This window comes from Caulobacter sp. Root487D2Y, assembly GCF_001427165.1.
GTDB lineage: Bacteria > Pseudomonadota > Alphaproteobacteria > Caulobacterales > Caulobacteraceae > Caulobacter.
On the sequence record NZ_LMFD01000001.1, the window covers coordinates 596707 to 613083 of the forward strand.

Genomic DNA, 16377 nt, shown 5'->3' on the forward strand with positions numbered 1-16377 from the left:
CGGATAACGGTTCCACGCGAAGCGCCTGACTTCGTCGAAACGGTATTCAAAACTGCAAATCATCCGGGCGAGGCCCGGGCGCTTCGCACCCTTCCCATCACGCTCAGCGGGCTTCCGCGTGAGGACGAGAGGTCGTGCCGGTGAACACTTGCCCCCACCTGACCGCTTCGCGGTCTGTCCGCCCCCAGAGGGGGCGGAGGGGCGCACCGTTTCGTCGAAAGGATCGAAGCCTGGAGCTCCTACACCCGCAGCGGCATCAGCACGTATTTGACGCCCGGGTCGGTCGGATCGACCACCAGGGTCGGGCTGGCCGGGTCGGCGAAGCGGAACTCGGCGATCGGGCCGCCGATCTGGCCGCAGACGTCCAGCAGGTAGCGGGCGTTGAAGCCGATCTCGAAGGCTTCGCCGTCGTAATCGACCTCGACCTCTTCGACGGCCTGGCCGGCTTCCATGTTGCGCACGGTCAGGGTGATGCGGCCCGGCTCGACGGCCAGCTTCACCGAGCGGCTCTTCTCGGCCGAGATGGTGGCCACGCGGTCGACGGCCTTGGCGAACAGGTCGTTGTCCAGGGTCAGGATCTTGGCGTTGTCGCGCGGGATGACGCGCAGATAGTCCGGGAAGGCGCCGTCGATGACCTTGGAGGTCAGGGCCGCGCGGCCGAACTCGAAGCGGATCTTCTGGGCGCTGATCTGCAGGTCGACCTGCTCGCCGGCCGATTCCATCAGGCGGCGGGCTTCCTGGATGGTCTTGCGCGGCACGATCACGCCCGGCAGGCCGGCCGAGCCTTCCGGCGCGTCCATCTCGGCCAGGGCCAGACGGTGGCCGTCGGTGGCCACGGCGCGCAGCTTGGTCACGCCGCCGTCGTTGACGGTGTGGAGATAGAGGCCGTTCAGATAGTAGCGGGTCTCTTCGGTCGAGATCGCGAAACGGGTCTTGTCGATCAGCCGCATCAGGTCGTTGGTGTCGACCGAGATGCGGCCCGACAGGCCGTCGCTGCTCATCACCGGGAAGTCGCCGGCCGGCAGGACCGGCAGGTTGAAGCGCGAGCGGCCGGCCTGGATCACCAGGCGGGGGTCGTCGCCGCTGAAGCTGAGCGAAACGTCCGAACCGTCGGGCAGCTTGCGGACGATTTCATACAGGGTGTGGGCCGGGGCCGTGATCTGGCCGGGCCCGTCGATCTGGGCCAGGCCCTCGTCGATGATCTCCATGTCCAGGTCGGTGGCCGAGAACGACAAGGTGTCGCGATCGGCCGACAGCAGGATGTTCGACAGGATCGGGATGGTGTTGCGGCGTTCGACGACGCTCTGCACGTGACCCAGCGCCTTCAGCAGCGCCGCCCGCTCGATGGTAAGCTTCATATCTCGGTCCAGGTCCCAGGGCCGCCGCCGACAGAGAGAATCCCCCGCGGCCCCGCAATGAATGGACTTGCGACATTAGCGTAATCGCGCCGCTGGGGAAGAGGGGGCGCGCGACGGGGTGCGACGAAATGGCGCCCCGGCCGCCGATCATTTGACGCCGCCCGTCTGTGGGGCCGCCCCCGTCCTTCGACAAGCTCGGGATGAGGGCTGCATCTGGCGACGGTTCAGTAGAAAAACCCCATCCTGAGCCTGTCGAAGGACGAGGTTTTTCGGGCCCTTAGCCGGCCGCGGCGCGGTCGGCGCGGGTCGGCAGCTTCCAGCCCGGGCGGATGAAGTGGCAGGTGTAGCCGTTGGGGATCCGCTCCAGATAGTCCTGGTGCTCGGGCTCGGCCTCCCAGAACGGGCCGACCGGGGCCAGCTCGGTCACCACCTTGCCGGGCCACAGGTTCGAGGCGTCGACGTCCTGGATCGTCTCCTCGGCGACCCGCTTCTGCGCCTCGTCCGCATAGAAGATCGCCGAGCGGTAGCTGAGGCCGATGTCGTTGCCCTGGCGGTTCAGGGTGGTCGGATCGTGGATCTGGAAGAAGAACTCCAGGATCTGGCGATAGCTGATCACGGCCGGATCGAAGACGATCTCGATCGCCTCGGCGTGGGTCCCGTGGTTGCGGTAAGTGGCGTTGGGCACGTCGCCGCCGGAATAGCCGACGCGGGTCTTCAGCACGCCCGGATAGCGGCGCAGCAGGTCCTGGACGCCCCAGAAGCAGCCGCCGGCGAGGATCGCGGTTTCGGTGGTCATGGGAAGACGGCCTTTCGTCAGGGGAATGGGCGAGGCTACATGTTGGGCCTGTCCGGCGCGCGCGCAAGCGGCGCGGCCCGTTGTCGAAAGGCTGTTCGTGAAGCGCGTCGCCGTCCTGTTCGTCTGCCTGGGCAACATCTGTCGCTCGCCCCTGGCCGAGGCCGCCTTCCGCCGGGAGGCCGAGCGGCGCGGCCTGGAGGTCGAGATCGATTCGGCCGGCACCGGCGGCTGGCACGTCGGCGATCCGCCCGACCGCCGGGCCCAGGCGGTGGCCCGCCGGCACGGCGTCGAGATCTCGGCCTATCGCGGCCGGCAGGTGAAGCCCGAGGATTTCCACCGCTTCACGCACGTGGTCGCGCTGGATCGGGACAACCTGGCCGACTTGAAGCGGATCCGGCCGTCCGACGCGATGGCCGAGCTGCTGTTGCTGCTGGACGCCGTCGAGGGCCGCCGGGGCAAGTCCGTGGCCGATCCGTACTACGGCGACGACGCGGACTTCGACGTCGCCTGGGCGGACGCCGTGGCCGGCGCGCGAGGGTTGGCGGATCTGATCGCGGGAGGGGGTTGAGCACTCTCTATCAGCTCGTCATCCCGGGCCTTGTGCCCGGGACCCCTCTGTCCGCCGCAGGTGCGGAGGGGGCGGTTCGCTGGCGAACCGCTTGCACTTCACGTGCGGGCTGAACCAGGGGTCCCGGGCACAAGGCCCGGGATGACGGCTGTTAAGTTGAGCAAAACTCTAGGCCTTGGTGTCGAACGAACCGCCGGTGTCCGCGCCGTTGCTGGCGTACGGGTTCTGTCCCGCCGCGGCGGGTTCCGCCGGCGCGCCCGGGCCCGTCGAGCCCTTGGCGGCCACGGCGACCATGGCGGGACGGACCAGGCGGCCCATCAGCTCGTAGCCGGCCTGCAGCACCTGGATGACGCCGCCGGCGGCGACCTCGTCCGAGGGCTGCTCCATCACCGCCTGGTGCAGGTGGGGGTCGAACTTCTCGCCCTTGCTCGGGTCGATCTTCTTCAGACCGTTGCGTTCGAAGGCCGCCACCAGCTCCTTCTCGGTCATCTCGACGCCGATGATGTAGTTGGTCACCGCCGGGTCCTGCGAATCGCGCGGGCTCAGGGCCGTGGCGCGCGACAGGTTGTCGGCCACGCCCAGCAGGTCGCGGGCGAACTTCTGGATGGCGTAGGCGCGCGCGTCGTTCGACTCGCGCTCGGCCCGGCGCTTGGTGTTCTCGGCCTCGGCCGCGTAGCGCAGCGCCTGATCCTTCAGGGCCGCCACTTCCAGCTTCAGCGCCTCGATTTCCTGCGAAGCGTCATCGGCCTCGAAGGCCACGTCCTCGGCCGGCGTTTGTTCGTCGGTCATCTCTCAGTCCTTATCCGTCCATCATCCGGCCGAGCACGCGGGCGGTATAGTCCACCAGCGGGATCACCCGGGCATAGTTTAAGCGGGTGGGGCCGATCACGCCGATCGCCCCCAGCACCTTCTGTCGGCCCGTCATATAGGGCGCCGCGATCAAGGAGGAACCCGAAAGCGAAAAGAGTCGCGTTTCGGCCCCGATGAAAATGCGCACGCCCTCGGCGCCGCGAACGTCGTCCAGCAGGCCGATCAGCTGGCCCTTCTGCTCCAGGTCGTCAAACAGCCTCCGCACGCGCTCCAGATCCTCCCGGGCGCTGGCGTCGGCCAGCAGGTTGGCCCGGCCCCGGACGATCAGGGCGCGCTCGTCGCCGTCGCCGCCGCTCCAGGCCGCCAGGCCGTCCTCGACCAAACGCGCCGCCGTGGCGTCCAGTTCACGCCGGGCGGTGTCCAGCTCGGCCGCCATCTCGACCTTGGCCTCCTGCAGGGTGCGGCCCCGCAGGCGGGCGTTGAGGAAGTTGGAGGCCTCCTGCAGCGAGGCGGGGGTGACGCCGGCCGAGCGCCGCATCAGCCGGTTCTCGACCGTGCCGTCGTCGAACACCATGATCGCCAAGGCCTGGTCGGCCCCCAGGGCCACGAACTCCACGTGCTTGACCCCGCCCTCGCGGACCGGGGCGACCACCACGCCGGCCCCGCCGGCCAGGCCCGACAGGATGGCGCTGGCCTCGCCCATCGCCTCCTCGAACGAGCGGCCGTGGGCGAACAGGCGGGCCTCGATGGTTCGCCGCTCCTCCTCGCCGATGTCGCCCACCTCCAGCAGGCCGTCGACGAACATCCGCAGGCCCGCATGGGTCGGGATGCGGCCGGCGCTGGTGTGCGGGGCGTCCAGCAGGCCCAGCTGGGCCAGGTCCTGCATGGTGTTGCGGATCGAAGCCGGCGACAGCTGCATCCCGCCGCGCGAAATGGTCCGCGATCCGACCGGTTCGCCGGTTTCCAGATAGGATTCGACCACCCGTCGGAAGATGTCGCGGGCGCGGGCGTCCAGGTCGGTGAGACTGGGAGTCTGCGCGGAAAATCCCGAAAAGAGCTGTGTCATTTAGCCTTCGAACGCGCCCGCCCAAGTCTCTGAGGGCCCCCTCGGGAAGGTCCCTCGGGTTTCGACGGGATTGGACGACCGTCCTAACTAGGATAAGCGGCCCCATCCTATCACGCAAAGCCCCGGAGTTTTCCATGCGTCCGTCCGAACGCGCCCCAGACCAAACGCGCGAAGTCACGCTGGAAACGGGCGTCAACCGCTACGCCGAGGGCTCGTGCCTGGTCAGCTTCGGCCACACCAAGGTGCTGGTCACCGCCACGGTCGAGGAAAGCGTCCCCGGCTGGATGCGCAACAAGGGCGCCGGCTGGGTCACGGCCGAGTACGGCATGCTGCCCCGCGCCACCCACACCCGCGGCCGGCGCGAGGCCGCCCTGGGCAAGCAGAGCGGCCGCACCCAGGAAATCCAGCGCCTGATCGGCCGCTCCATGCGGGCCGTGGTGGACATGAAGGCCCTGGGCGAGCGCCAGATCAGCCTGGACTGCGACGTCATCCAGGCCGACGGCGGCACCCGCACCGCCGCCATCACCGGTGCCTGGGTCGCCCTGCGCATCGCGGTCAACTACCTGATCGAGGAAGGGGTGTTGAAGACCGACCCGATCCTGGGCCAGGTGGCGGCCGTTTCCTGCGGCGTGTTCAAGGACACCCCGGTGCTCGACCTCGACTACGAGGAGGACTCCAGCGCCGAGGCCGACAGCAACTTCGTGCTGACCGACGCCGGCGACATCGTCGAGGTCCAGGCCACCGGCGAGAAGCGCGGCTTCACCCGCGGCGAGTTCGACCAGCTGTTCGCCCTGGCGGAAAAGGGGATCGGCGAGCTGTTCGTGAAGCAGCGCGAAGCGGTCTCCAAATAGTCCCGCGGCGACCCCGGCTCCTTGACGCCCGCCTCTTCGGGCTGATCAGCCAGGGGCCGCGCCTTCGGCCATGATCGCCTCGAACGCCGCCTGAAGCTGCAGGAGCGCGGAGGTCTTTGCCGGCGGGCCGCCCAGATGGGCGGCCCGCAACTCGGTCATCACCGCCTCCCACATCGCGGGGCCGCCCTCCTCAAGAAGCTGGGCTCTGATCGAAAGCTCCCTGGAGGCCGGCGCATGCCGGCGGCCCCAGGCCCCCATCTGGGCCAGCACCGGCAACAACTGGATCGCGGGCTCCGTCAGGGTGTAGAGCCCGCTTTGGCGGTGGCCGGGATCGCGGGCCTTGGTGAGCAGGCCCGCCGCCAGGAGCCGCTTCAGGCGATCGGCCAGGACGTTCGACGCTATGCCCTCCTCCGAGCGCGTGAGAAGTTCGCGATAGCGGCGGCGATCGCCGAACATGATGTCGCGGATGACGATGAGGCTCCATCGGTCCCCAAGCAGCTCGAGGGTCAGATTGATGGGGCAACCCGATCGATGCGTCTCGCTCAATGACCGACTCCTAACTGCTTGCAAACTAGGACCAGGCCGGTCAATCTCCAACCGCTTGCAATGTGCAAGCGGTCTGTCCTCGAGCCTTGCCCCTTGGATCGGCTAGGTCGTCGGAGCCGTTTTCACGGGCGCGCCGGGGCCTGAAAGGAAGTCCGCCATGATCACAGTCTTCGGCGAAGGCAGGGGCTTTCGGGTCGTTTGGCTGCTGGAGGAGATGGGTCTGCCGTACCGGCTGCGGGGCGTCGACCTGTTGGCCGGAGTCGAGAACGATCCCGAGTTCCTCGACATCAATCCCGCCGGTTTCATCCCCGCGCTCCGCGACGGCGAGGTCACGATGGTCGAGTCCGTCGCGATCATGGAGTACCTCCTGGCGCGCTACGGGCCGACGGCGCTGGCGCCGGGCGCGCGGGACGCGGCCTTTCCCGCCTACCAGCAGTTTCTGCACCTCGGTGAAGCCGGGCTCGCCGCCTCGATCTATTTCGTTTCGGGCGCCCGGAACATCGCGCCGGAAAGCGAGCGCGACAATTGGAGCGCGCGCCAGGCGATGGACGTGTTCACCACCCGGTTGACCCTGGTGACGCGGGCGCTGGAGCGCGGGCCGTATTTGGCTGGGGACGCCTTCACCGCGGCGGACATTTCGGTGGGCTATGCGCTGGAGATGGCGCGGAAGAACGTCGGGGTCGTGTTTGGCGACGTAGAGCGGGCCTACATGACGCGGCTGCGCGAGCGCGGGGGTTTCCAGCGGGCCCTCGAGACATGCCAGGCTACAAAGGGATGGTGGGGCTAGAGCATCGCGGGGGAAGGAGGAGGTTCAGTCCTCTTCGTGCACGTCCCCCGGCCCAGGCTCATAGGTCATCAGGTCCCCCGGCTGGCAGTCCAGCTCGCGGCACAGGGCGTCCAGCGTGGTGAAGCGCACGGCGCGGGCCTTGCCGGTCTTGAGGATCGACAGGTTGGCGATCGTCACGCCGACGCGGTCCGACAGCTCGGTCAGCGACATTCGTCGCTCCAGAAGGATGCGGTCCAGTTGCACGCGGATGGCCATGGGGTTCTTCGTCTCCGCGTCGTCAGATTGTCAGTTCGGCCTCCCGTCGAAGGCGGGCGCCCTCGCGGAAGACCTCGGCCAGAACGAACACCACCAGGACCGGGAACCAGGCGCTCAGGCTGAACGAGCCGTCGACGATCTTGGTGTCCGGCGCCAGCCACTTGGCCAGAGCGGCGAAGATGTAGTGGCCGATCTCCAGGGCGGCGAGGACCAGGCCCACCACCCGCAGGCGGCGGACGTTGTCGGGATGGAACGGATCGCCGGCGGTCAGGGTGGAGAACACCCGCCGCAGGCGCTCGACGATCACCATCCAGCCTCCCGAGAGCAGCGCCCAGGCGCCCAAGGCGCCCGCGAACAGCGGCCCCTTGGTGATCAGCTCGTCGACCGAGCTGCCGATATGCAGTTTCGAGGTGATCAGTTCGGGATTGAAGCTGAGCAGCAGCACCGCGACCGTGAAGATCGCCAGCAGGCTGACCCAGACCCACAGACCCACATAGATCACATCGAGAATGATCTTCAGGAAACTCGATACCGAGCCAGGCCCCAAGGCGCGCATCCGCTCTTCCCCTCACGCAGAAACGCCGACCATGCCCCGGCGGATCGGGGCGGGTCAAAGGCGAGCATGACCCCGGGTCAGAACGTCTTGATCGCGAAGGTCACGGCGGCGAGCGGCAGACCGACGATCAGCGTCAGCGTGGCCAGGCGGGTGGCGACGGCGTCGACGATGCGGAACAGTCTGGCGGCGGACATGGCGGGCCTTCGGGTCGAGTGCGGAACCGCGCCGACATGGCGCGTCTCCCATGACGCGAACATAGGGAGCGAATTCGGAAGCGCCAATGTTGCTTATCGATAAACGATATTAAACCTCTGTAATGATCGCGCTCACCGAACGGATTATCCCGGGTGTGGCGCCGCGGCCACCATCGCGGGTTCGCCACGCGAACCTTGCGGGCGGGGGGCGACTTGGAGGAGTAGAGAAGCCGCATTTGGGATTGTCCGAGAGGAGAGAGGCGATGACGCTGAAGCTGGAAGCTGGCGCGAGGCTCGTCGCGGCGACGCACAACCCCGGCAAGGCCAAGGAACTGGCCGCCCTGCTGGATGGGCGCTTCGAGGTGCTGGCGGCCGGGACGCTGGGCCTGCCCGAGCCGGACGAGACCGAGACGACTTTCGTCGGCAACGCCCTGCTCAAGGCCCGCCACGCCGCCGACCTGTCAGGGCAGATCGCCTTGGCCGACGATTCGGGCCTGTCGGTCGCCGCGCTGGACGGCGCGCCGGGCATCTATTCGGCCCGCTGGGCGGGGCCGACCAAGGACTTCGCCGTGGCCATGGACAAGGTCGCCGAGCGGATCGAAGAGGCGGCTTCCGAGGATCGTTCCGCCTGGTTCACCTGCGCCCTGGCCGTGGCCTGGCCGAACGGCGGTCCGGCGGTGGTGGTGCAGGGCGAGGTCCACGGGACCCTGACCTTCCCGCCACGCGGCGACCGGGGGTTCGGCTACGACCCGATCTTCATCCCGAACGGTTTCGACCAGACCTTCGGCGAGCTGGAGCCGGCCGCCAAGGACGCCATGAGCCACCGCGCCGTGGCGTTCGAGAAGCTCAAGGCGGCGCTGTTTGAGTGACCTCTCCATATTTCGTTGTCATCCCGGACAAGCGCGCAGCGCGCCGATCCGGGACCGACGCGTGAACGCATGCGCTTCCGGCGGTCCCGGGTCTTCGCTCCGCTACGCCCGGGATGACAGCGGAGAGGGAAAGTGACCCAGCCTCCTCCCCTCGGCGTCTACGTCCACTGGCCCTACTGCGCCAGGATCTGCCCCTATTGCGACTTCAACGTCGTGCGCGACCGGGGGCGGACCAACGAGCAGGCGGCCCTGGCCGACGCCATCGTCGCCGACCTGAAGGCCCAGCGCGCCCTGACCGGCCCGCGCGACCTGCTGTCGATCTTCTTCGGCGGCGGCACGCCTTCGCTGATGGATCCCGGGGAGGTCGCCCGGGTGATCGAGACCGCCAAGGCGCTGTGGAGCCCGGCCGACGATCTGGAGATCAGCCTCGAGGCCAATCCGACCGACGCCGAGACCGACCGCTTCGCGGCCCTGGCCGCGGCGGGCGTGGCGCGGCTGTCGCTGGGGGTCCAGGCGCTGGACGACGCGGCGTTGAAGCTGCTGGGCCGCAATCACGACGCCGGCTCGGCCCGGCGGGCGATCGCCGTGGCGGCCAAGGCCTTCCCGCGCCTGTCGGCCGACCTGATCTATGCCCGGCCCGGCCAGACGGCGGAGGCCTGGGCGGCCGAGCTCTCCGACCTGCTGGCCTACGGGCCCGAGCACGTCTCGCCCTACCAGCTGACCATCGAGGCGGGCACCGCCTTCGACCGCGCCGTGGGGCGCGGGACGCTGGTCGTCCCCGACGAGGATCTGGCCGCCGCCCTGTTCGAGACCACCCAGAGCGTGCTGGAAGCCGCCGGCTTCGACGCCTACGAGGTCTCCAACCACGCCCGGGGCGAGGCCGCCCGCTCGCGCCACAACCTCGTCTACTGGCGCGGCCACGACTATGTCGGCGTCGGTCCGGGGGCGCATGGCCGCCTGACGGGGGACGGCGGAAAGCTCGCCACCACGGCCCGGCGCGGAATCGCCGACTACGTCCGCGCGGTGGCCGAAACCGGCGTCGGCTTCGATCGCGAGGCGCTCACGCCGCTGGAGGCGGCCGAGGAGCGATTGCTGCTGGGCCTGCGCATCGACGACGGCGTGAGCTTCGCCGAGATCGCCGCCCTGGGCCTGTCGCCGGACACGCCCAAGGTGAAAACACTGGTCGAGGCGGATCTTCTCGTCGACGATAGGATTCGGCTTCGCGCCACCCGATCGGGACGTCTCGTACTGGACCGGCTGACAGGAACGCTCGCGACCTGATAACCCTATCGGCAACAGAATTGCGTAACCGCGTCGTCGGCGCCCTAGTTCGTGTCGGCCCAGTCCGCCGGAAAGTGTAAGCCCTTGAGCCGCCAGCTTGCCCCGCCCGCCCTGTCCGACGCGCCGCTGGCCCCCGGGCTTTACCTGGTGGCCACGCCGATCGGGAACCTGCGCGACATCACCCTGCGGGCCCTGGACGTTCTGGCCGGCTGCGACGTCCTGCTGGCCGAGGACACCCGGGTTTCCGGAAAGCTTCTGGCCGCCTACGCCATCTCCAAGCGGCTGCAGCGCTATGACGAGCACGTCGCCGACCGCGAGACGCCGCGCATCCTGGAGCGGCTGGAGGCCGGCGAGCGGATCGCCCTGGTCTCGGACGCCGGCACGCCGATGGTCTCCGACCCCGGCCTGCGCTTGGCCCAGGCGGCGATCGCGGCCGGCCATCCGGTGTTCCCGATCCCCGGCGCCTCGGCGGCCCTGGCGGCCCTGACCCTGGCCGGCCTGCCTACCGACCGCTTCCTGTTCGCCGGCTTTCCGCCGACCAAGACCGCCGCGCGCCGGACCTTCTTCCAGGACCTGGCCAATGTCCGCGCCACCCTGATCTTCTACGAGGGCGCCTCGCGGGTGGCCGACAGCCTGGCCGACATGGCCGCCGTGTTCGGTCCGCGCCCCGGCGCGGTGGCCCGCGAACTGACCAAGCTCTACGAGACCTGCATCCGCGGGCCCCTGGACGAGCTGGCCGCCGATCCCCGCTTCGAGGCTCCCAAGGGCGAGATCGTCATCCTGGTCGGCCCCGGCGAGGACGAGGTCGCCAGCGCCGCCGACGCCGAGACCGCCCTGCGCGACGCCATGACCCGCCTGCCGCTGGGCGAGGCCGCCTCGGAGGTCGCCAAGGCCCTGGGCCTGTCGCGCAAGGACCTCTATCGCCAGGCCCTTGCGATGAGGGAGGCCGGATGAGCGTCGTCCGCCCCATTCGCCCGGAGAGGCGGGCTCGCGGGACCGCCGCCCGCCTGTCGGGACGCCGCGCCGAGGTGGTGGCGGCCCTGTGGCTGATGGCCAAGGGCTATCGGATTCTCGGCTTCCGCCTGGCCACGCCGCTGGGCGAGATCGACCTGCTGGCGCAACGCGGCGGCGTGCTGGCCGTTGTCGAGGTCAAGAGCAGGACCAGTCTGGAGGCCGCGCTGGAAGCGGTGACCTATGAACAGCGGGCCCGTCTGCGCCGCGCCGGCGCGCACATCGCCGCCCACCGCGCCGGCCTGCGCGACGCCGTGGTCCGCCTGGACCTGATCGCCCTCGCGCCCGGCCGCCGTCCGCGTCACGTCCCCAACGCCTGGGTGGACGGCCAATGACGCGGGAGGAGGCCGAAGCCCTGCTGACCGAGGCCGGCGAATGTCCGGACAAGACCTTTCCGCTGTTCGAGGCCGCCCTGGCCTGCGCCGTGCACGACGACCCGGACCGTGACCTGGCCCCCGTGCTCGACATGGCCAAGACCTCCATCGACCGTCTGACCGAGCGCCTGAAGGCCGAGTCGCCCGAGGAGGCCCTGGCCGAGACCATGGCCGGCGACCTGCGGCTGTCGGGCGACCTGATCACCTACGACCATCCCGACAACGCCGACGTGATCGCCGTGGCCGAGCGGCGCAAGGGCCTGCCCGTCACCCTGGGCGTGTTCTACCTGCACGCCGGCCGCGCCTGCGGCCTGGACCTGTACGGCGTCGACTTCCCGGGCCACTTCCTGCTGCGCATCGAGACCGAGGAGGGGCCGCTGGCCCTGGACCCGTTCAGCGAGGGGCGGGTCGTGCTGCCGTCCGAGCTGTCGCGCCGGGCCCTGCGCACCGGCCTGATGCCCGACGTCGCCGCCAAGCTGGACGTGCTGATGAGCCCGATCACCGACCGGGCCGTGCTGATCCGCCTGCAGAACAACATCTTCGCCCGCGCCCAGCAGGCCCGCGACTGGGCCCGGGCCGAGCGCTCGGCCCTGCGCCGCGCCCTGCTCGATCCCACCGACCACCATCCCTGGCTGGACGTCGCCGCCGCCCGCGAGGGGCAGGGGGCGCTGGCGGGGGCCCTGCAGGCCCTGTCGCGCGCCCAGGTCCTGGACGGCGGCGCGACCATCGCGGCCCGGGCGGCCCGGGAGCGGATGCGGCTCAGACTCAACTGACCGTCAGATATCGACGACGATCTTGCCGAAATGGCGGTTTGACGCCTGGTGGCGGAAGGCGTCGGCCAGCTGTTCGAGCGGGAAACGCCTGTCGAGGACCGGCCGGTAGCCCGCCACGTCGATCGCCCGGATCATGTCGAGCTGGTGGCGGCGGCTGCCGACGGTCAGGCCGATGACCTTCAATTGCTTGCCCATGATCGCCACGGTCGGCACGGGCCCCGCGACACCGGCCAGGACCCCGATCAGGGCGATATGGCCGCCGTTGCGCGCCGCGACGATGGACTGGGGCAGGGTGCCCGCGCCGCCGATCTCCAGGATGTGATCCACGCCGCGACCGTCGGTCAGCTTGCGGACGGCCTTGCCCCATTCGGGTTCGGATTTGTAGTTGATCAGGCTGTCGGCCCCCAGCGCCTTGAGCCGCTCCAGCTTTTCGTCGGACGACGAGGTGGCGATCACCGTGCACCCAAAGGCCTTGGCGATCTGCAGGCCGTAGATCGACACCCCGCCCGTGCCCTGCACCAGCACGGTCTCGCCGCCCTTGAGCGCGCCGTCCCCGACCAGGCCCCGCCAGGCGGTCACGCCCGCGCAGGTGATCGTCGCGGCCTCGGCGGCGTCCCAACCCTTGGGCGCCCGGGTGAACGCCGTGGCGGGCGCCACAACCAGCTCCCGGGCGTAGCCGTCGGCGCCGTCGCCCGGCACGCCCGCGAAGCCGTCGTCCGGCGCGTCGCCGTCCTGCCAGAGCGGAAAGAAGGTCGAGACCGCCAGGTCGCCGACGGCGAAGTCCTTGACGCCCTCCCCGACCGCCAGCACCTCGCCGGCCCCGTCGGACATCGGGATGCGGCCGTCGGCGGTGGGAATGCCGCCGATCGCCACCAGATAGTCGTGATAGTTCAGCGAGCTGGCGCGAAGGCGGACCAGGATCTCGCCCGGCCCCGGCGGTCCCGGATCGGGCAGGTCGACAAACCGCAGGGCGTCGAGACCGGCGGGCGCCGCGATCTGGATGGCTTTCATGGGCTTGGCCTCCCTTGGGCGGTTGCGTCCGCGCCGGAAATCTTCGTGCGAGCGAGCCTGGGTGAAGCCGCCCGGCCTTTCAAGGACGCCGCGACGTCAACCGGTCGACGGGCAAGTCGCCTCTCGCATTCGGGGCTCCGCCGCCTTAACTAGGCAATCGCGTGCGGGACCCCCGCCCAAGCCGATCCGGAGTCCCCATGTCGCTGAGAGTCGCCGTCCAGATGGATCCCGTCCTGGGGATCAACATCGAAACCGACACCACCTTCCTGATGATGTGGGAAGCCCAGACCCGGGGCCACAAGCTGTGGTTCTACACCCCCGACAAGCTGTCGATGGAGGACGGCCGGGTGTTCGCCCGCGCCCAACCCCTGACGCTGACCAAGACCCAGGGCGCCCACGCCGAGCTGGGCGAGAGCGTGCTGCTGGATATGAAGGACGACGTCGACGTGGTGCTGATGCGCCAGGATCCGCCGTTCGACATGGCCTACATCACCGCCACCCACTTCCTGGAGAAGGTTCACCCCCACACCCTGGTCGTGAACAATCCGGCCGAGGTGCGCAACGCGCCCGAGAAGCTGTTCGTCACCGATTTCCCGGGCGTCCAGCCGCCGACCCTGATCACCAGCGACCACCAGGCGATCTACGACTTCCGGGCCAAGCACGGCGACATCGTGCTCAAGCCGCTCTACGGCGGCGGCGGTTCGGGGGTGGCGCGGCTGCTGGCCGACGACCCCAATCTGGACGCCCTTCTGGAACTGCACGCCATGATCGGCCGCGAGCAGGTGATCGCCCAGAAATTCGTCCCGGCCGTCAGCAAGGGCGACAAGCGCATCCTGCTGGTCCACGGCGAGCCGGTCGGCGCGGTCAACCGCGTGCCGGCCGCCGGCCAGGTGCGTTCCAACCTCCGCGTGGGCGGCCGGGCCGAGGCCGTGGAGCTGACCAAGCGCGATCTGGAGCTCTGCGCGATCATCGGCCCGGAACTGAAGCGGCGCGGCCTGCTGTTCGTCGGCATCGATGTGATCGGAGAATACCTGACCGAGATCAACGTCACCTCACCGACCGGGGCCCAGCAGCTCAAGCGTTTCGGGGGCGCGGACGCCGCCGAGATCCTCTGGGATCGGATCGCCGAGCTCAGTTCCACCTGAGGATTAGGACCTACCTGTAGACGACTGAATCGTCACACTTTCCTGAAATGTTCGTTTTTCGTTCTTGCTCCGCTCCAACGGCCATGCTTGGCTTGTGGATAAAACAGTGGGGCAAAGGGGCGAAAACCCAATGGCCGCAAAGGTCGTCACGGTGGCGTTCGAGGGCGTGGAGGCGCGGCGCGTCGACGTCGAGGTCCAGCTGACGGGCGGTCAGCAGGTGATGGTCATCGTCGGCTTGGGCGACAAGGCCGTGGCCGAGAGCAAGGAGCGGGTGCGCGGAGCATTCGCCGGCATGGGCCTGGCCCTGCCGCCAAGGCGCATCGTCGCCAACCTGGCTCCGGCCGACATGCCCAAGGAGGGCAGCCATTACGATCTGCCCATCGCCCTGGCGGTGATGGCCGCGATGGGCGTGATTCCGATCGACGCCCTCGACGGCTGGGCGGCGATGGGCGAATTGTCCTTGGACGGACGGATCGCGGCCTGCGCCGGGGCCCTGCCCGCCGCCATGGCCGCCGGGGCGATGGACCTGGGCCTGATCTGCCCCGAGGCCTGCGGGCCCGAGGCGGCCTGGGCCGGCGGCACGCGGATCCTGGCGCCGCGCTCGCTGGTGGCGTTGATCAACCACTTCCGGGGCGGCCAGATCCTGTCGGCGCCCGCGCCCGGCCCGGTGATCGAGGGCGAGGCGGTCCGCGACCTGCGCGACGTCAAGGGCCAGGAGCACGCCAAGCGGGCCCTGGAGATCGCCGCCGCCGGCTCGCACAACCTGCTGTTCTGCGGCCCGCCGGGCTCGGGCAAGTCGATGCTGGCCCAGCGCCTGCCGGGGCTCTTGCCGCCCTTGAGCTCGCACGAACTGCTGGAGACCTCGATGGTCCATTCGGTGGCGGGGCTGATCGCCAAGGGCACCCTGACCCGGGCCCGGCCCTATCGCGCCCCGCACCACAGCGCCTCGATGGCCGCCCTGACCGGCGGCGGGCTGAAGGCCAAGCCGGGCGAGGTGTCGTTGGCCCACAACGGCGTGCTGTTCCTGGACGAACTGCCCGAGTTCGGGGTCCAGGCGCTGGACAGCCTGCGCGGGCCGCTGGAGACCGGCGAGGTGATGGTGGCCCGGGCCAACGCCCATGTCCGCTATCCGGCCCGGGTGCAGCTGGTGGCGGCGATGAACCCCTGCCGCTGCGGCCATGGCGGGGCCGGGCGCGGGGCCTGCGGCAAGGCCCCGCGCTGCCTCCGCGACTATCAGGGCCGGGTCAGCGGGCCGCTGATGGACCGCATCGACCTGGCCGTCGACATGCCCGCCGTCACCGCCGCCGACCTGGCCCTGCCGCCGCCGTCCGAAGGCACCGCCGAGGCCGCCGCCCGGGTGGCGCGGGCCCGTCGGCTGCAGGTCGAGCGGGCGGAGGCGATCGAGGGCGCGCCGTCGGGCGCCGAGGCCCTGAACGGCCGCGCCGAGGGCCGCTATCTGGAGAAGATCGCCGATCTCGACGAGGCCGGACGCGGCCTGCTGGCCCGCGCCGCCGAAGCCGGCCAGATCAGCGCCCGCGGCTGGACCCGCGTGCTGCGCCTGGCCCGCACCATCGCCGACCTGGAGGGCGCGGTCAGCGTCCACCGGGTGCACGTCGCCGAGGCGCTGGCCCATCGGCGGACCAACGCGCTGGGCGCGGCGACGGGCGAGGGGGCGTTCTAGAGAAACCCTCTCCCGGAGGGGAGAGGGAGGGACCCGCGCCGTAGGCGTGGGAGGGAGAGGGGTGACGCCCTGTCCGATTTCGCGCGGGGGCGCACTACAGTCGGGGACATGCTCTCACGGCAAGACCTCGGCAGGTTCGTGGAGCGCTCGGGGTGAGTGCGTGTCCCCAACCGATCCGCTGAGCTTGGTTTTGTCCAGGATCGCGGTTTGACGCCGTGGATGTCGTTGGGGACACGCACTCATCCCGCGCTCCGAGGGCGATTGGCCGAGACCTTGCCGTGAGAGCATGTCCCCGGCTGAGCCGTCTACGCTCTGCGTTCAGCCAACAAATCCCAGCGATTTCAACGCCCTGAACTTTCTCGACCCGATTTGGTCCTCACCCTCCAAACCGGCCGTATCCTTGTCTCACCTCGACGCGGGAAAGGGCGCATGGCCAGCGACCGAT

Annotated in this window: 18 protein-coding genes and 1 pseudogene; 10 read left to right on the plus strand and 9 right to left on the minus strand. The window is 69.7% G+C overall.

Going from position 1 to position 16377, the window contains the following annotated elements; all coding sequences use genetic code 11:
- Nucleotides 1-239 precede the first annotated feature (239 nt).
- The 3 genes and pseudogenes from dnaN to msrA all read right to left on the minus strand — a co-directional run bounded on the left by dnaN (nt 240) and on the right by msrA (nt 2154).
- Nucleotides 240-1358 (minus strand): DNA polymerase III subunit beta, encoded by a 1119-nt coding sequence (gene dnaN / locus ASD38_RS02680; protein WP_056444050.1) that lies wholly within the window; start codon nt 1356-1358, stop codon nt 240-242.
- A gap of 173 nt (nt 1359-1531) precedes the next feature.
- Nucleotides 1532-1622 (minus strand): annotated as a pseudogene (locus tag ASD38_RS25035) (hypothetical protein); the annotation flags it as partial.
- A 13-nt stretch (nt 1623-1635) separates the two neighbouring features.
- Nucleotides 1636-2154: a peptide-methionine (S)-S-oxide reductase MsrA gene (gene msrA / locus ASD38_RS02685; RefSeq protein WP_056444052.1), complete on the minus strand. Its 519-nt coding sequence runs from the start codon at nt 2152-2154 to the stop codon at nt 1636-1638.
- Nucleotides 2155-2251: 97 nt separating this feature from the next.
- On the opposite strand from msrA, the gene ASD38_RS02690 reads away from it, so the two are divergent.
- Nucleotides 2252-2722 carry a low molecular weight protein-tyrosine-phosphatase gene (locus ASD38_RS02690; RefSeq protein WP_056457337.1) on the plus strand — a complete coding sequence of 157 codons (471 nt, stop codon included), beginning with the start codon at nt 2252-2254 and terminating at the stop codon, nt 2720-2722.
- Nucleotides 2723-2890: 168 nt separating this feature from the next.
- Here ASD38_RS02690 and grpE read toward each other — a convergent pair whose 3' ends face one another.
- Both grpE and hrcA read right to left on the minus strand, forming a co-directional pair.
- The gene (gene grpE, locus ASD38_RS02695; protein ID WP_056444058.1) at nt 2891-3511 is read right to left on the minus strand and encodes a nucleotide exchange factor GrpE; all 621 of its coding nucleotides are present in this window, start codon (nt 3509-3511) and stop codon (nt 2891-2893) included.
- Nucleotides 3512-3521: 10 nt separating this feature from the next.
- Nucleotides 3522-4598 (minus strand): heat-inducible transcriptional repressor HrcA, encoded by a 1077-nt coding sequence (gene hrcA / locus ASD38_RS02700; protein WP_056444060.1) that lies wholly within the window; start codon nt 4596-4598, stop codon nt 3522-3524.
- Between the two features lie 134 nt (nt 4599-4732).
- On the opposite strand from hrcA, the gene rph reads away from it, so the two are divergent.
- Nucleotides 4733-5449 (plus strand): ribonuclease PH, encoded by a 717-nt coding sequence (gene rph / locus ASD38_RS02705; RefSeq protein WP_056444062.1) that lies wholly within the window; start codon nt 4733-4735, stop codon nt 5447-5449.
- A 45-nt stretch (nt 5450-5494) separates the two neighbouring features.
- Here the strand turns inward: rph and ASD38_RS02710 are convergent, their stop codons facing one another.
- Complete coding sequence (locus ASD38_RS02710; protein ID WP_056457339.1) at nt 5495-5995, minus strand: winged helix-turn-helix transcriptional regulator; 501 nt, start codon at nt 5993-5995, stop codon at nt 5495-5497.
- Nucleotides 5996-6152: 157 nt separating this feature from the next.
- Here ASD38_RS02710 and ASD38_RS02715 point away from each other — a divergent pair, with 157 nt between their 5' ends.
- The gene (locus tag ASD38_RS02715; RefSeq protein WP_056457342.1) at nt 6153-6782 is read left to right on the plus strand and encodes a glutathione S-transferase family protein; all 630 of its coding nucleotides are present in this window, start codon (nt 6153-6155) and stop codon (nt 6780-6782) included.
- 24 nt (nt 6783-6806) lie between these two features.
- Here ASD38_RS02715 and ASD38_RS02720 read toward each other — a convergent pair whose 3' ends face one another.
- Nucleotides 6807-7037 carry a helix-turn-helix domain-containing protein gene (locus tag ASD38_RS02720; protein ID WP_056444069.1) on the minus strand — a complete coding sequence of 77 codons (231 nt, stop codon included), beginning with the start codon at nt 7035-7037 and terminating at the stop codon, nt 6807-6809.
- Nucleotides 7038-7059: 22 nt separating this feature from the next.
- Nucleotides 7060-7593 carry a DUF2975 domain-containing protein gene (locus tag ASD38_RS02725; RefSeq protein ID WP_056444072.1) on the minus strand — a complete coding sequence of 178 codons (534 nt, stop codon included), beginning with the start codon at nt 7591-7593 and terminating at the stop codon, nt 7060-7062.
- A 457-nt stretch (nt 7594-8050) separates the two neighbouring features.
- Between ASD38_RS02725 and rdgB the strand changes: the two genes are divergently transcribed.
- The 5 genes from rdgB (at nt 8051) to ASD38_RS02750 (ending at nt 12095) form a co-directional block, all read left to right on the plus strand.
- On the plus strand, nt 8051-8656 hold the full coding sequence (gene rdgB / locus ASD38_RS02730; RefSeq protein WP_056444076.1) for an RdgB/HAM1 family non-canonical purine NTP pyrophosphatase: 606 nt from the start codon (nt 8051-8053) through the stop codon (nt 8654-8656).
- 132 nt (nt 8657-8788) lie between these two features.
- The gene (gene hemW / locus ASD38_RS02735; protein WP_056457345.1) at nt 8789-9937 is read left to right on the plus strand and encodes a radical SAM family heme chaperone HemW; all 1149 of its coding nucleotides are present in this window, start codon (nt 8789-8791) and stop codon (nt 9935-9937) included.
- Nucleotides 9938-10021: 84 nt separating this feature from the next.
- Nucleotides 10022-10891 (plus strand): 16S rRNA (cytidine(1402)-2'-O)-methyltransferase, encoded by an 870-nt coding sequence (rsmI, locus tag ASD38_RS02740; RefSeq protein WP_056457348.1) that lies wholly within the window; start codon nt 10022-10024, stop codon nt 10889-10891.
- Complete coding sequence (locus ASD38_RS02745; RefSeq protein WP_056457351.1) at nt 10888-11283, plus strand: YraN family protein; 396 nt, start codon at nt 10888-10890, stop codon at nt 11281-11283. Before rsmI ends, ASD38_RS02745 begins: the two co-directional genes overlap by 4 nt.
- Nucleotides 11280-12095 (plus strand): SirB1 family protein, encoded by an 816-nt coding sequence (locus tag ASD38_RS02750; RefSeq protein ID WP_056444090.1) that lies wholly within the window; start codon nt 11280-11282, stop codon nt 12093-12095. The genes ASD38_RS02745 and ASD38_RS02750 overlap by 4 nt, the downstream gene beginning before the upstream one ends.
- Nucleotides 12096-12098: 3 nt before the next feature.
- On the opposite strand, the gene ASD38_RS02755 is transcribed toward ASD38_RS02750, so the two are convergent.
- Complete coding sequence (locus tag ASD38_RS02755) at nt 12099-13106, minus strand: zinc-dependent alcohol dehydrogenase family protein (protein ID WP_056457354.1); 1008 nt, start codon at nt 13104-13106, stop codon at nt 12099-12101.
- A gap of 197 nt (nt 13107-13303) precedes the next feature.
- Here ASD38_RS02755 and gshB point away from each other — a divergent pair, with 197 nt between their 5' ends.
- Both gshB and ASD38_RS02765 read left to right on the plus strand, forming a co-directional pair.
- Nucleotides 13304-14251, plus strand: a complete 948-nt coding sequence (gene gshB / locus ASD38_RS02760) for a glutathione synthase (protein WP_056457357.1) — start codon at nt 13304-13306, stop codon at nt 14249-14251.
- A gap of 130 nt (nt 14252-14381) precedes the next feature.
- The gene (locus tag ASD38_RS02765; protein ID WP_056457360.1) at nt 14382-15932 is read left to right on the plus strand and encodes a YifB family Mg chelatase-like AAA ATPase; all 1551 of its coding nucleotides are present in this window, start codon (nt 14382-14384) and stop codon (nt 15930-15932) included.
- Nucleotides 15933-16377: the final 445 nt, after the last annotated feature.

Excerpts from the sequence above, each read along its gene's own strand:
- ASD38_RS02750 (WP_056444090.1), top strand. The coding sequence starts at position 11,280 with ATGACGCGGGAGGAGGCCGAAGCCCTGCTGACCGAGGCCGGCGAATGT.
- msrA (WP_056444052.1), bottom strand. The coding sequence starts at position 2,154 with ATGACCACCGAAACCGCGATCCTCGCCGGCGGCTGCTTCTGGGGCGTC.
- ASD38_RS02765 (WP_056457360.1), top strand. The coding sequence starts at position 14,382 with ATGGCCGCAAAGGTCGTCACGGTGGCGTTCGAGGGCGTGGAGGCGCGG.
- rdgB (WP_056444076.1), top strand. The coding sequence starts at position 8,051 with ATGACGCTGAAGCTGGAAGCTGGCGCGAGGCTCGTCGCGGCGACGCAC.
- ASD38_RS02745 (WP_056457351.1), top strand. The coding sequence starts at position 10,888 with ATGAGCGTCGTCCGCCCCATTCGCCCGGAGAGGCGGGCTCGCGGGACC.
- hrcA (WP_056444060.1), bottom strand. The coding sequence starts at position 4,598 with ATGACACAGCTCTTTTCGGGATTTTCCGCGCAGACTCCCAGTCTCACC.
- ASD38_RS02715 (WP_056457342.1), top strand. The coding sequence starts at position 6,153 with ATGATCACAGTCTTCGGCGAAGGCAGGGGCTTTCGGGTCGTTTGGCTG.
- rph (WP_056444062.1), top strand. The coding sequence starts at position 4,733 with ATGCGTCCGTCCGAACGCGCCCCAGACCAAACGCGCGAAGTCACGCTG.
- dnaN (WP_056444050.1), bottom strand. The coding sequence starts at position 1,358 with ATGAAGCTTACCATCGAGCGGGCGGCGCTGCTGAAGGCGCTGGGTCAC.
- ASD38_RS02720 (WP_056444069.1), bottom strand. The coding sequence starts at position 7,037 with ATGGCCATCCGCGTGCAACTGGACCGCATCCTTCTGGAGCGACGAATG.
- gshB (WP_056457357.1), top strand. The coding sequence starts at position 13,304 with ATGTCGCTGAGAGTCGCCGTCCAGATGGATCCCGTCCTGGGGATCAAC.
- ASD38_RS02725 (WP_056444072.1), bottom strand. The coding sequence starts at position 7,593 with ATGCGCGCCTTGGGGCCTGGCTCGGTATCGAGTTTCCTGAAGATCATT.
- grpE (WP_056444058.1), bottom strand. The coding sequence starts at position 3,511 with ATGACCGACGAACAAACGCCGGCCGAGGACGTGGCCTTCGAGGCCGAT.
- ASD38_RS02755 (WP_056457354.1), bottom strand. The coding sequence starts at position 13,106 with ATGAAAGCCATCCAGATCGCGGCGCCCGCCGGTCTCGACGCCCTGCGG.